At 59.2% G+C, this 13,677-nt stretch carries 11 protein-coding genes, 1 tRNA gene and 1 pseudogene; 6 read left to right on the plus strand and 7 right to left on the minus strand.

The features are described from left to right. Positions 1–45: 45 nt before the first annotated feature. From NQ050_RS08250 to NQ050_RS08260, 3 genes are all read right to left on the minus strand, one after another. On the minus strand, positions 46–807 hold the full coding sequence (locus NQ050_RS08250) for a decaprenylphospho-beta-D-erythro-pentofuranosid-2-ulose 2-reductase (RefSeq protein WP_257038822.1): 762 nt from the start codon (positions 805–807) through the stop codon (positions 46–48). A gap of 22 nt (positions 808–829) precedes the next feature. Continuing rightward, entirely contained in the window at positions 830–2,296 is a 1,467-nt protein-coding gene (locus NQ050_RS08255) for an FAD-binding oxidoreductase (RefSeq protein ID WP_257038823.1), read from the minus strand. 1,558 nt (positions 2,297–3,854) lie between these two features. Beyond that, positions 3,855–4,085 carry a hypothetical protein gene (locus tag NQ050_RS08260; protein WP_257038824.1) on the minus strand — a complete coding sequence of 77 codons (231 nt, stop codon included), beginning with the start codon at positions 4,083–4,085 and terminating at the stop codon, positions 3,855–3,857. Between the two features lie 57 nt (positions 4,086–4,142). Between NQ050_RS08260 and NQ050_RS08265 the strand changes: the two genes are divergently transcribed. From NQ050_RS08265 to NQ050_RS08275, 3 genes are read left to right on the plus strand one after another with little or no spacing between them, the layout of a single operon-like run. Beyond that, the gene (locus tag NQ050_RS08265; RefSeq protein WP_257038825.1) at positions 4,143–4,559 is read left to right on the plus strand and encodes a hypothetical protein; all 417 of its coding nucleotides are present in this window, start codon (positions 4,143–4,145) and stop codon (positions 4,557–4,559) included. 23 nt (positions 4,560–4,582) lie between these two features. After that, positions 4,583–5,434, plus strand: coding sequence for a hypothetical protein (locus tag NQ050_RS08270; protein WP_257038826.1), 852 nt, complete (start codon positions 4,583–4,585; stop codon positions 5,432–5,434). Between the two features lie 5 nt (positions 5,435–5,439). After that, a complete protein-coding gene (locus NQ050_RS08275) occupies positions 5,440–5,859 on the plus strand; it encodes a GtrA family protein (protein WP_257053363.1) in 420 nt (139 codons plus the stop codon). A 45-nt stretch (positions 5,860–5,904) separates the two neighbouring features. Here the strand turns inward: NQ050_RS08275 and NQ050_RS08280 are convergent, their stop codons facing one another. Genes NQ050_RS08280 through NQ050_RS08290 form a run of 3 tightly spaced genes read right to left on the minus strand, consistent with a single transcriptional unit; the run spans position 5,905 to position 8,612 of the window. Next, positions 5,905–6,816: a glycosyltransferase gene (locus tag NQ050_RS08280; protein WP_257038828.1), complete on the minus strand. Its 912-nt coding sequence runs from the start codon at positions 6,814–6,816 to the stop codon at positions 5,905–5,907. Between the two features lie 29 nt (positions 6,817–6,845). Beyond that, positions 6,846–7,640, minus strand: coding sequence for an ABC transporter ATP-binding protein (locus NQ050_RS08285; protein WP_257038829.1), 795 nt, complete (start codon positions 7,638–7,640; stop codon positions 6,846–6,848). A 24-nt stretch (positions 7,641–7,664) separates the two neighbouring features. Beyond that, positions 7,665–8,612 (minus strand): ABC transporter permease, encoded by a 948-nt coding sequence (locus NQ050_RS08290; protein ID WP_373456433.1) that lies wholly within the window; start codon positions 8,610–8,612, stop codon positions 7,665–7,667. A 181-nt stretch (positions 8,613–8,793) separates the two neighbouring features. Between NQ050_RS08290 and NQ050_RS08295 the strand changes: the two genes are divergently transcribed. Next, a complete protein-coding gene (locus tag NQ050_RS08295) occupies positions 8,794–9,897 on the plus strand; it encodes an aminotransferase class V-fold PLP-dependent enzyme (RefSeq protein WP_257038830.1) in 1,104 nt (367 codons plus the stop codon). A 10-nt stretch (positions 9,898–9,907) separates the two neighbouring features. Here NQ050_RS08295 and NQ050_RS08300 read toward each other — a convergent pair whose 3' ends face one another. Then, positions 9,908–10,864: an NAD(P)H-quinone oxidoreductase gene (locus tag NQ050_RS08300; RefSeq protein ID WP_257038831.1), complete on the minus strand. Its 957-nt coding sequence runs from the start codon at positions 10,862–10,864 to the stop codon at positions 9,908–9,910. Between the two features lie 120 nt (positions 10,865–10,984). On the opposite strand from NQ050_RS08300, the gene NQ050_RS08305 reads away from it, so the two are divergent. Both NQ050_RS08305 and NQ050_RS08310 read left to right on the plus strand, forming a co-directional pair. Beyond that, positions 10,985–11,069, plus strand: a tRNA-Ser gene (locus NQ050_RS08305). 450 nt (positions 11,070–11,519) lie between these two features. Further along, positions 11,520–13,677: pseudogene (locus NQ050_RS08310) on the plus strand (DUF11 domain-containing protein); the annotation flags it as partial.

Genomic DNA, 13,677 nt, shown 5'->3' on the forward strand with positions numbered 1-13,677 from the left:
AATCACATTAGCCCCACTGGTGTGTGGGGCTAAGAGCGTGCTGCTTTAGAACGGCAGCTTGCGGAAGATCGCCTGCGGGATGAACTTGAACGCCAGGCTCACATATTCAAACAGTGGGTGGACAAAGATCGCGCCTCGCTTGTCCAGCACCGCCTGGACGGTGGCTTTGGCCACGTCCTCCCGGTTCACCGTCAGTGGGGCCTCGCTCATACCCTCAGTCATCTTGGTGCGCACCTGGCCTGGGCGTACCACCAGCACGTTTACGCCGTGCTCGCGTAGAGCCTCGCCGAGGTTCAGGTAGAACGCATCCATGCCGGCCTTTGCCGCGCCGTAGACAAAGTTGGAGCGACGCACTCGCTGGCCTGCCACGGAGGAAAGCGCCACGATGCTGCCGTGACCCTGCTCCTTGAACTTCTGGCCCAGGAGCACACCCACGGACACAGGCGCGGTGAAGTTGGTCTCCGCGCTGGCCACTGCGGCCTGCTGGTCCTGCCACAACTGCTCCTGATCCCCCAGGGAGCCGAAGGCCACGATGGCAACGTCTACGTCGCCGTCAGCAAAGGCCTCATCGACAGCCTCTTGGTGGGAGGCAAAGTTGGTGGCGTCGAAAGGCACAACCTTGACCTCTGACGCACCGGCGGCGGTGATTTCTTCCCGGGCTGCCTCGATGCGCGGGGAATCCTCGCGCGCTGCCAGCGTGACCTTTGCGGGGCCCTTCTTGAGGAACTCGCTGACGATGGCCAGGCCGATCTCCGAGGTGCCGCCCAACAGCACGATGTTCTGGGCTTGTCCAACTGCATTCAACATCAGTACGGAGTCCTTTCTTGGGTTAGTGCAGCTCGAGGCGGCGAGACATATCGGAGGCAAACACACCGGTTGGGTCAATCTCATTGCGAGTCTTGAGCCAACCCTCCATACCTGGGTACATCTTGTGGAAGTTCTCCGCCGAAGTACGAGATTCCTTGGCCAGGTAAAGGCGGCCGCCGAACTCCATCACGCGTCGATCCAGGTCATCCAAGAAGTCACCCAAGCCCGGCTTGATTGGGAAGTCCACGCACACATTCCAGCCTTCCATCGGGTAGGAAAGGGGCGCGCGGTTGCCCTTGCCAAACAACTTGAACACGTTGAGTGCGGAGTAGTGGCCGGAGCGCTGGATATCGCGCACGATCTCCTTGAACGGTTCCACTGCCTCACGCGGAACCACGAACTGGTACTGCAGGAAGCCCTTGGAGCCGTAGCCGCGGTTCCACTCACCAATGAGGTCCAGTGGCTGGTAGAACTGCGTGAGATTTTGCACCTTATTCCTATAGGTGCCGGACTTCAGCCACCACAGCTCACCAATGGCAATCATGGAGAGCTTGTTCATGGTGAAGGAAGGGAAGATGTCTGGCACGGTAACCAACTGCGGGGCGTTGAACTTCAGTGGGTCCTTAGCCAGCTTCGGTGCGAGCTCCTCCAACTGAGCCAACGTGGCAAGGGAACCGCGCGAAATTGCGGCGCGGCCGAGTTTTGGCTCGGGCGAAATGGCGTCAAACCATGCAGAAGAATAGGTGAAGTTGTGCTCGGAGCCGTCTGAGTGGAACTCCACCGTCTCGTCGAGGTTGGCGGTGAGGTCGCCGTCGGCAATGAAGTAGGCGGTTTCCGTGCGGGTCATCTTGATGCGTGCGCGCAGGATGATGCCGGTCAGGCCCATGCCGCCGACGGTTGCCCAGAACAGGTCACCGCTTGGGTCATCCTCGGAGCCCTCTGGCTCGAGGTGGAGCACGCGGCCATCGGCAACGAGCAGTTCCATGGAAACCACATGGTTACCAAAGGAACCAGCGGAGTGGTGGTTCTTGCCGTGAATATCAGGGCCAATGGCGCCGCCGATGGTCACCTGGCGGGTGCCGGGTAGCACCGGGACCCACAGGCCGTAAGGCAGAGCTGCCTTCATGAGCTGGTCCAAGGTCACGCCGCCGTCTACATCCACGATTGCGGTTGCCTGATCGATGGAGTGGATCTGGTTCAAAGCCTGCATATCGATTACCAGGCCGCCGGCGTTCTGGGCGGGGTCGCCGTAGGAGCGGCCCATGCCGCGGGCAATCACGCCGCGGCGCAGGTGCGCGGGCTTGGAATCATTCTGTTCCGCCACCTGGCGGACGGCGTTGATGATCACCTCAACGTCAGGGGTGGAAAGGACCTCTGCGGTAGTGGGGGCGGTGCGGCCCCAACCGGTGAGCTTCTTTGCTTCTGTGTGGAGGGCCCCGGAGGCACCGTTCGAAGCTGCGGTGCTGGACGTGCCCTTATCGCTCGTCATCGTGTATCCACGCTACCCGTGTTTTATGTGTTTCGGCTGTCCGATTAGGTGGTTTTTCTCACGTCACACCTGTGGACTTGTTGGTTTGGCTGCATTTTTCCTGTGGGTCTGGGCGCTCCGGCGTGTCGAAAGGGCTGGATGGGGTAGGTGTGATGTATGTGGCTTAGTGAGGTTTGAGTAAATTACAGTTATGTGTTTAGGCTGTTGAGGGAAGAGCTACTTAGTGAGTCTTAAGTGGCAGTTGAGACTTCGGGGGAGGGTGGTTGGAGTTTCGGGCTTGACTTTTTCCTGATTGGTGATATGCACCATGAATTTTTGTGTCAAGTGAAACGTTTGTCTGATTTGTAGCGATAAAGCCGTGAAGACATAAAGAACATGGTCAGGTGATTTTGGTGCCGACTTGGGGGCTCGCTGAGGGGCGTGTGGCGTGAAAAATAGGTGTGGATTTTCTGAGCGATTCGGTGGGCATGGGGGGCTCGACTTAGGTTCCACCGCTCAAAGATTTACCCCCACAATAGGGTAATTTTCGAACCGGTTGGAGTGGCAGTTACGGGATTGTAATTTGCTTAAACAATTCTTAGATTGATAGCTGTGAAATTAGCTTCTATGAGGGCTTTTGTAGATTTGTGTATGGCTGCTAAACCTTAAGAAGCGGGTGAAGATGGTGGCTTGCACTGCGATGGTGGCAGGTGGCGCGCATGCGCTAGGGGTTGCGGGGGAAAAGAATTGCTGCGAAAGTAATCCATGCAAACGGGGCGCGACCGCGTCCCTTAACCTAATCGTGAAAGGGACATTCAAATGTTCGCATTCCTCGACGTTCTCTTCTCTGACGTTTTCGCTGCTGTTAAGGCTCTGTTCGCTGGTGCAGAGGCTACCGGTTCTTCCTTCGTGAAGGCTATCTGGAACGCAGGCAAGTAAGTCTTAGAGACTTTCTGTGAAAGCCCCGCTTCGGTGGGGCTTTTTTGCGCGCTCTTTAAGGTTGGCTGTTGGCTGTTGGCCGCAGGCTAGGCGACGCGCGGGGCGGGTTGGATTTGTGTGCTGGGCGTTGGTTTGGTGCGCTGCATTGTTCGAAAGGGCGCATTGTTCGAAAGGAGTTGTTCGAAAGGGCGCAAATTTCCTCAAAATCGCACGTCCTTTCGAACAGCTTCGCGTCCTTTCGAATTTTTCCTTTCGAACAACGCCCAAAAGGCCCCAGAAACCCTCCTCAACGCAAACAGCCATACCCACGCCATTCACTCAATCACCCCCGCCAAAAAGTTTTTCCTCAAAAACCTTGAGGGGCAGCAACATCCTTGTTTGTATGGAGGTGAGCGTTCCACAAGGCGCGCAAGATGTTGTATTCCCGATTCCCAAAAGGGGTGTTCTATGTTTGCACTGGTTGACCTGCTCTATCAGGCCGTTATCTTCATCTTTGATTCCATTTTGTGGACCGGTTCCGCAATTCTCTACTCTTCGATGTAGTCACCGCAAAATCACCGTGTAATTGCACAACGCCGGAGCCCACCAATATGCACGGTGGGCTCCGGCTTTTGCGTTGCCACACTCACGCGGCCAACTTCTAAAGGTCCAACATGTCCCGGATTTCCTGCGGCAGCTCCTCTTGGGTAGTGATCTGCGGCCCGGTGTAGTTCTCAAGAATTTCGTACACGCGCACGCGGTCGGCACTATCCAGCAGCGGCAACTCCTGGGCGATCATGAGCGTCATTTCATTGCTGAGCGGGGTGTTGGTGATTTCCGCCGCCATGTGCGGGGCTGGTTCTGCGCCGCGCTTCTTGAACATTCCAAACATGCCCCCAGCATAAGGCCCAAAGCATAGACTTGTGCACCTCCGCTACGCTTGGCAGGTATGAGTCAAGCAGACGTCTACCCAATCAATGACACCGAGGCCGGCCGTATCGCCCAGGCCGTCGCTGTTGGCGCCTACTATGCGCTGCCAGACTTCATCCCAAACCGTGCCCTCCGCGCGGCCGTGAACGCGGCGATAATTGCGGGCGCTGCCGGCGTCGTCGCCTATGCAAACGCCCAAGATGACAACCCGGACAATGACATACTCTCCGCCGAGCTCCGCCCTAATTTCGAGGGCAACGCGGCGCTGACCTGGGGTTTGATCGCTGGTGCAGCGGGGCTGACGGCGCTGGGATTGCGTATCGACGCCGCCGTCACACGCAAAGCCACCGCAGTCATGCGTAAGGCTGGTATCAAGCTGCCCAACACGCTGCTGGGCATTGTTGCTGCGGGCGGTGTGTACGCGCTGTCCAAGTAGGGGCGCAACGTGGTGCGGGAGAAATGGCTACCCTTGAGGTTGTGCATTCCTTCGCAAGCGTGAGCCAACTGCGGCCAGCAAGGCACCAGTTGCCGGTCCGAGAGCAGCGAACCGCTCTACTTCACGCGCACCTGCAGCAAACAGAGGTGGATCGCCTCATCGGGGTGGCGGATGGGCAAAGCCTCAGTGAGCTGGAGCATGTGCTGGAAACCTGCTTTGGGCTCCAAGGCGCGCACCCCACCACGTTTCTGCTGGGGGAGCAGCGGCTGCCCAAGGACGCCTGCGTGCACACGTTCCTGCACGGCGGGGATGAGGCCGTGGAGTTTCGCTGGGGGCTGTGGCGCATAGAGGTCAAGTGCGTGGAAACGTATCCACGCGACGCCGCCACTCCCGAGGCCGTGTGCATTGGTGGAGACGGCAACGGGCTGGATGGATCAGCGTTTTCCACTGGGAAAATCAACGTGGCGCTTTCGGGGGCTGTGGTGGATCAGGTGCTCGCAGCTGCCCACCCCGAGGTGCGCGCGCTGGTGGAAGGCACCGAAATGTGGGACTTCATTCCGCTGCTGCACGCACTAGATTTGCGGACGCAGGATGCCCATGAGGGGTTTGGGCTGCCGGTTGAGAAAGATCACACCGCGCGGCTTGCCTGGTGGGCGTTGCTCCTCGGGCTGGTGTGCATGAATGAGTTCAGTGAGCACGTTGCGGTGAGCACAATGGAGCAGGCCACGGGGCAAAAAGGTTGGACTTTTGCTGAGCTTTTGGCCGCTTGCCCGGAGTCAGTGGCGCACCTGGAGGAGCTTGGGGGAGTGGGGCAGCGGCTGCTTTCCCCTGTAGAGCGCATTGCGTTGTACCGCGATCTGCTCCGGGGCCAGTAGAGTACCTGGTTGTGGCGAGTAGTAGCGGAAAGAGCATAGGCACTCAGGGTGCCAAGTTTATTGTGTCCGGCGGCATCTCCGCGGTGGTGGACCTGGGTTTGACCTACCTCATGCAGGTGGTGTTCGGGTTCTCGGCGGCTGGTTCGCGTACAGTCGGCTTCATCTTTGGCACGCTCACTGCCTACCTCATCAACCGCAGGTGGACCTTCCAGGCTGAGCACTCCAACAAGCGCCTTCTTCAAGTGGCGGTGCTCTACAGCATCACCTACTTTGTGAACGTAGGTGGTTACAACCTGCTCTTTGATCTGTTCACTCACTACAACATGGCGCAACAAGCAGCCGTGGTGGTGGCGTTTGTGATCGCCCAGGGAACCGCCACCGTGATCAACTTCTTTGTGCAGCGGCTGTTCATCTTCCGCGGCTAAGCGCTAAGGGCGAGAGGCTCGGTGCTAAGCACTAAGAGCTCACGGCTAGGGGCGCTCGAAGTGCTCGCGGCGGCCCATGCGGTGCAGCTTGAACCACTCGATGAAACCCTTCGGGTCGCGCTGCTGTACCAGGAAAAACCACCCAAAGCGGGCGTATTCCTGCGGTAGGAGACGGCGCATGCCGGGCTGGTTCATGAGGTAGCCGCGGTTGCGATAGGTGAAAAAGCGCTTGGACTCGTTATCCGGGTATTGGGTGTGCATCCGCCCGCCCAGGATTGGCTTGAATTCCTCGGAGCCGTCCGGGTGCAGGTAGGCAGTGGTGAGGCAGGTGCCAAACTTCAGCCCGGAGCGCACTAAGCGGCGGTGGTACTCCACTTCGTCGCCGCGGATAAACAAACGCAAGTCTGGCACGCCAATGCGCTCAAGTGCATGGGTGGAAAGCAGCGCGCCGTTGAAGAGGGAGGCGATGCCGGGGAGGAAATCGTCTTCAGGGGTTGCTTGCAGCTCAGAGCGCAGGCGGCGCCATTGGACTCCGCGGCGCAGTGGGAATGCGAGGCGGTCGGGGTCTTCCAGGTTACAGACCACGGGGGATACCTCATCAAGAGCGTGCTTAGCGGCTGTGGCCTGCAACGTAGCAAGCACCTCCGGCCCTTCGGGGCGGCCGTCGTCGTCGGCACACCACACTGCATCCGCGCCGAGCGAGAGCGCCGTGAGAAAGCCCAACGCAAAGCCCCCCGCGCCGCCCAGGTTGTGTTTGGAGGGTAGGTACACGCCGCGCTCGCCGGCGATTTCTTTCACGACGTCACCAACTTGCTGCTCAGCGCCGTTATCAACCACGATGATCCACTTCACGGGCGTGGTTTGTGTGGCCACCACCTCCAGTGAAGCGCGAAGTAGCTCCGCGCGTTTGTGTGTAACGATCACTGCGGCAACTTGATCCGTGGGGCGAAGACTCATGAGCAATATCCTAGCCGCCCGTTTGGGTGCTACTGCTCGCCGGCCTCGATGCGTGCCATGAGGCGCCGGACGTGGTCGGCGGCACCCTTGCCCTCGTATGCTTCCACGATGTCATCCACCGCTCCCGCCTGACGAATGGTGCCATGGTCTACCCAGAGGGCGGAATCGCAAAGCTGTGCCAGGAAGTCATTGGAGTGGGAGGCAAACACCAGGATGCCGGAGCGTTGCACAAGCTCCTGCAGGCGTTTGCGGGCCTTCGCCATAAAGGCGGCATCCACAGCGCCGATACCCTCATCCAACAGCAGGATTTCCGGCTCGATGGAAGTGACCACACCCAGGGCCAGGCGGATGCGCATACCGGTGGAGTAGGTGCGCAGCGGCATGGAGAGGTATTCCCCGAGCTCGGAAAACTCCGCGATCTCATCCATCTTCTGCTTCATCTGCTTGCGGGTCTGCCCAAGGAACAGGCCGCGGATGATGATGTTTTCATAGCCGGAAATCTCTGGGTCCATGCCCACGCCGAGGTCGAATACGGGGGCCACACGTCCGCGGACGTGCGCGGAGCCTCTGGTGGGTTCGTAAATCCCAGAAAGCAATCGCAGCAGCGTGGACTTGCCGGCGCCGTTGTGGCCTACTAGGCCTACGCGGTCGCCTTCGCGCAGGTGGAGGTTGATGTCACGCAGCGCCTCCACCACCACGGTGTTATCTTTGTTGCGCCCAATTGCCCCGCCGGCGGCACCCAGGAAGGCCTTCTTCATGGAACGCGATTTGGCGTCAAAAATAGGGAAGTCCACGCAGGCGTTGTAAGTATCAATGGAAACCATGTTTTGCTCCTTAAAAACCTGCAGTTACACCCAGTAGCTCACGCGGAAGCGCCACTGGCGCATGGCCAGCAACGCTAACAGGATGCCCACCACGGTGCAGGCAATCACCACCCACCAGTGGTACACCGGCAAGTCCACGCCAATCATCGGTGCGCGCACCACCTCCATATAGTGGTACAGCGGGTTGAGTTGGGCCAGTTTGGCGCGCTCAGATACCGCACCGCCCTGCTCGTAGAGCGTTTGGGTAGTCCACACAATTGGGGTGACGTAGAACAGCAACTGGGTGCCGGCCTCCAGGAGGGGGGCTACGTCGCGGTAACGGGTAGCCACGATGCCAAAGAACATGCTCACCCACACGCCGTTGATCACCAGCAGCGCCAACGCCGGGAACATCAGAAGAACGTCCCAGCCAAGCGGGCGGGGGAACACCAGCATCAGGATGGCCCAAATCACCATGTTGTGCAGCAGGAACAGTGCCTGCTTCCACACGAGGCGGTACACATGCACGGAAAGCGCGGAGGGGAGCTGCTTGATTAAACCCTCATTGGCAATGAACACCTCCGAGCCTTCCTTGATGCACCCGGAGATGAAGTTCCACATGATCAGGCCCACGGTGACGTGCGGCAGAAACTGCGCAACGGGGATCTTGAACAGCACGGAGTACAGCAAGCCCAGGGCCACAGCCATCACACCGGTAGCGATGGTGATCCAAAGGGGGCCAAGCACGGAGCGTCGGTAGCGCTGCTTGATGTCCTGCCAGCCCAGTTGCAGCCACAGTTCATGCTGGCCAAAGCCGCGCGCAAGGTCTGCCCACGCGGTGGCAAACGTCTTGGAACGGGAAGGCTCGGGATCGTGGAGGTCCACGGCGGTGATGCGGCTAACGGTAGCCGTCACGGCACCACCATTGCTGGACTTCTCGGCGCCGATGCCGCTGTGCGGGGTTGGTTCGCGTTGTTCTTGCACAACAGCCATTCTTGCACAGCGGGCCTCCTCCCCGGCCGCACGCCCTGGCCTGCTGTCCGCCCGCGCAGGTGCAAATCGGAAAACCTGCCCCTTAGCTGGGCTGGTGCGGATTGCGGCACGGGCGGGCATACTGGGTTGGGTTCGGAAGGATTCCCCGCGCAATTTGTGCAGCAGGATGTGAATAGGAGTGGTGCAGTTGAGCCTTGACGTTGCGCGCATCCGCGGCCAATACACTTCCCTTGCAGGTCAGTGGACCTATCTCAATGCTCATGAGGTGCCGCAGATCCCGGAACCGGTTTCTTCTGCGGTGGCTCGGGCGTTTCGCGATCAAGCGGTGGCCCAGCCGCTGGAGCCGAACGTCGGTACGCATGCGCGCGGCGTGGCCCCCGGCACTCTGTTCGCGCAGGAGCACCTGGCGGCGGCGCGTTTGGCAATCGCGGATCTTACTGGAACTACCGCCGACGCCGTGATGTTGGGGCCCAGCGAAGCGGAGTTGTTGGCGCAGCTTCAGGTGGCAATGCGCCAGCAACTGCGCCGCGGTAATGCCGTGCTCGATGCCCCACGTAGCGCCAGTGGGGTGCTTGGGGCGGGGGAGTATGCCCAGCTTATCGACGCAGCCACCCGCCTCACGGTGGTTCCGGCTGCTGATGCGGAAACAGGCATCATTCATGAGGTGGCGAGCATCGCGGAAGCCACTCGATCACGCTCCAGGGCGTGGGTGTTGGTAAAGGTCAGCGCCATGCTAGGGGTGCGCCCGGTGACTTTTGAGGCCTTGGGGGCGGACGTCGTGTTGCTCTCCGCCCGCGGCCTTGGTGGCGGCGAGCTTGCGGCGTTGGCTTTCCGTGACCGCGCCATGCTCACCCGCATCAACGCAGAGGCCTTTGGGCAGCAGGTTTCCCCGGCGCTTGCCGCTGGTGCGGCTGCGGCGGTGGATCACTTGGCTGGGCTCGCGGACATCAGTGGCGCTGCTCGGGGCACCCGCCGGACTCGCATTTCCCAAAGCGTGGACGCGGCTGCCAGCTACCTCGGCGGCCTGAGCACCTACCTCATGGAGACGCTGCGCCCAAAGGTGGAGTTCTTGGGGTTTGGTTCCGAGGCAGCCCGTGAAGCAGACCGCATCCCTGTAGTCAGCTTCCGCCTGCCCGGCGTGCCTGTGGAAACGGTCTACCAGCGACTCGTTGGCCACGCCCTGCTGCCGAGCCGCAGCGCTGAAGGCATCACGGTAGGGCTTGGGGTTTACAACACGCCTTCCGACGTTGACCAGCTTGCCCGTGTTCTGGGCAGCCTAGCTTAGGCAGCCTCGCTTAGCCTGGGGCGACTTCGAGCACGAGCTTCCCGGTGACCTCGCCGGCTTTCAGCACCTGGTGGGCCTTGGCGGCCTCGGCGAGCGGGTAGGTTGCGTGGATTTGGTGGGTGATCGCCCCGGATTCCAGCAGCGGCCACACGTTTTCAATGGTGCTCTGCACAATCCGCGCCTTGTCTTCTTTGCTGCGGCTGCGCAGCGCGGTGGCGGAGATGGTGCCGCGCTTGGCCAGCAGTCGCCCGATGTTGAGTTCTCCCTTGACACCGCCTTGCATGCCGATGGTGACCTGGTGCCCGCCGTCGGCAAGCGCGCGTACGTTTTGGTCCAGGTATTTCGCACCCATGATGTCCAGGATGCGGTCGCAGCGATCTTTGAGGACCTCAGAAAAGTCCTGTTCGCGGTAGTTGATGAGGATGTCCGCACCCAACTGCGCGCAGCGATCCAGCTTCTCTTGGCTGCCCGCTGTGACCGCCACCGTGGCCCCGATGTGCTTGGCTAATTGGATGGCAAAGGTGCCGATCCCGCCGGCGCCGCCATGAATAAGCAACGTGTGGCCTGGCTCGAGGCCGGTGAGCATTCCGATGTTGGACCACACCGTGGTGGCCACCTCTATGACGGCCGCGGCCTCATGAAAGGAGTAACCCTCCGGGATTGGCATGAGCTGACCTGTGGGAACGGCCACGAACTCTGCGTAACCGCCGCCGGCGAGTAGCGCCGCTACCCGGTCACCCTTTTGGAAATCCGTGGTGCCCGGATCTTCCACAACGCCGGCGCACTCCAGGCCCAAAATCTCTGACTCACCTGGTAGCGGCGGGTAATGCCCCGCGGCCTGCAGCAAATCAGCGCGGTTCACGCCAGCCGCGTGGACCCGAATCAGCGCCTCGCCCTCACGCAGCGTCGGTGTGGGCACCTCCTGTAGCTCAAGGTTTCCATCTTCAACAATCACAATTGCTTTCATACCCACCCACGTTAGAAGAAAACCCACCGCTTGGGGTACACTTTGAACGCTGCGGCCAAACGCCGGTGGTTTGCGTCCTATTTGACTGCCCGCCACTTTGCGCTGTGAAGCTGCTGACCTGGAGGTATGACAGAGCGGCCGAATGTACTGGTCTTGAAAACCAGCGTTGGGAAACCAACCCAGGGTTCAAATCCCTGTGCCTCCGCAAAGTGCAACACCCCAGTTCAGTGATGAGCGGGGTGTTGTTGCGTTTGTGCTGGTAAATCCCGTTTGCTTGGGAGGATGCGGGCAGGGGCAGGCGGAGGGGTGCAGGTAGTTGGTCAAAAGGTATTGGGTGAAAGCACCCCAAGTTCGCTGCCCCCAAGATTGTGAGAACCTGACGGGAATGCTAATTTGCGTTAGGATCAGCTAGGCACCAAATTCTTTTCGGAACCGCGGTTTCGAACGGTGTTGAGTAAGAACCAAGAAATTTTCTCTTAGCTGCAACCTGCGGTTACGAGGCGCTTTCCCGCACATTCGGTTGGTCTGATTAGGAATTTCGCTCTCGGATTTTCAATAGGCACCGATTTGTGAAGGAACGGACCGAGCCACAACATAGGTCTGGCTTTCCGGGGGAGCACCGACCCTCATATGCATATGCTTGAAAGGGATCATCATGATTCAAACCTCCAAGAGGTTCCTAAAGCGGGCGCTCGCTGCGACTGCTGCCGGGGCTCTTGCTCTCGGCGTGGCGCCTCAAGCGGCTAACGCCGAGACAATTGAGCCTGGTCAGTCGGGAAGCGTGTATAGCTCCCCAATGGTCAATTGGACCTCGATCGGCATCCCTCGCCAACAGACCGACGGCTCAATGGTGGCAGAAGGCTCAGGTTTCACGAACCGTCAAACTGTGACCAACGCAGAAGGCGTCCCAGTTGCAACTGGTACCGGTGCAAAATTTGCATACAACTACCAAAATGTAGAGCTGACCATTGAGTCTGAATGGCAAACTGCAAGTACCTCGGCATCGCCTACCGCTCTTCAGGTAAACATGGCGGAGGGCTACTACGACTCATACAAGGACAACTGCCTTTCCGCTGGTGGATACGCCGCTGGTCAGGTTGTGACGTGTGATGCGAAGCGTCTTGTCACCTATACCTTCTCCGAGCCAGTGTGGTTCCCGAAGTTCGCTAACATCTACACAACCTCTGGTCTGCGTGACGCTCAGAACAACATCGAGCTGGTTCAGTTCGAAGAGATGAAGGTTGTTTCCATCAACGATGGCACCAAAGACCGCTCTTCATCTGAATACAATGGTGGCGACCTTCCCTTCTACCCCACCTACCGTACTGGGGGTTACTCTGAATGGTTTACGGACGGTGTAGACGCTCAGGGCAACTACATCAATACCCTCGACCTCAAAAAGTATGCGCCTGATGCGACCGGCTTCAACCGCTACACCGGTACTGGCGCAGCTCCGGGTAGCAATGAAAATGCAAGTGCGTTCCCTCAGTTCGGTGTTCCTGGCTTCGTCAAGTCCATTACCTTGGAATACACCCCGAAGATCCTCGTGAACGACCCAACCGTTGTTGACGAATGGAATGCAGGCGTAACCCGTACCGTCGGTAATGCTGGAGCTGAGATCACCCTTCCTCTGAAGGACCTCCTCGACTGGAACACCGAAGGCTCTGATCCGCGCCAGTTCCGCTACGGCGCATATCTTCCACGTACGGACTACACCGTTCTCAAGGACTTCACTGAATCGGACGGCGTGACCTCTGTGACGGAGCCCGCTGCCCCAGGTAGTGAGGTTTACTTTAATGTTTCTGTAGCAAACACCGGCACCATGAACTCATGGGGCTACGTTGCTCTCGACGACATGCCTGATGAACTCGATCCTGACACCGTGGAACTCGTTCGCGTTGAGTCCACGCAGGGTGACCAAGCAACCAACACCTATGTTGGCACTGAGGGTGGCAAATATGCTTTGGCAACCGCAGGCACCAAGGTTGAGGTTGTTGATGGCACCTTCCGCGTATTCCGCGTTGGTGCAGACTACCAGATCACCGGTGGTAACGCCCCAGTGTCCGGCACACCTGACTACGATAACGGCACGAACATTGGACGCGTTTCGCCAAAGGATCCAACAAACACAACCAAACTTCCAACCGGTGGCTTGGATGCTGGAGCGAAAGACACCTACGTTTTCAAGGCAAAGCTCAAGAACCTTGCGGATCTGAAGGCTCTTGGAACTGGCCTGTGTGACCCTAACGCAGACGTCGTTAACAAGATCACTGCCTACGACTCCGTTGTGAACCCAAACGATGCCGCAACGGATGATGCGAACCTTGTTGTATGCCCTGAACCGGCACCAGATTTCGAATTCGATAAGAGCACGGACTTCACGGCTGCTGGCGCGGAGGTAGGCGACACCGTTACTTACACCTTCAAGGTGACGAACACCGGCAACATGGATCTCTCCTCCTTCGAGATCACCGACCCATTGCCAGGTCTCTCCGAGATCAGCTACCCAGCAGACCGCAGCCTCGCCGTTGGTGAAAGCAAGGAAGCAACCGCAACTTACGTTCTGACCCAGGCAGACTTCGACGCTGGCCAGGTTCTAAACGTTGCTAAGGCATCGGTAGTACCATTTGATCCAACCCCAGAAGATTCGACTGACGACGTACCGCCTCCGGCACCAAAGACCGATGAAGTTGAGATCCCGCTCACAGAGGATCCAACCCCACCAACCCCAGGCCTGCCGATCATCCCGATTCCAATTCCGATTCCAGGCCCAGGTAGCCAGTCCGGCTCAAACCCAAACCCAACCCCAACCC

The organism is Corynebacterium sp. 122RC1 (assembly GCF_024580955.1).
Classification (GTDB): Bacteria; Actinomycetota; Actinomycetes; order Mycobacteriales; family Mycobacteriaceae; genus Corynebacterium; species Corynebacterium kozikiae.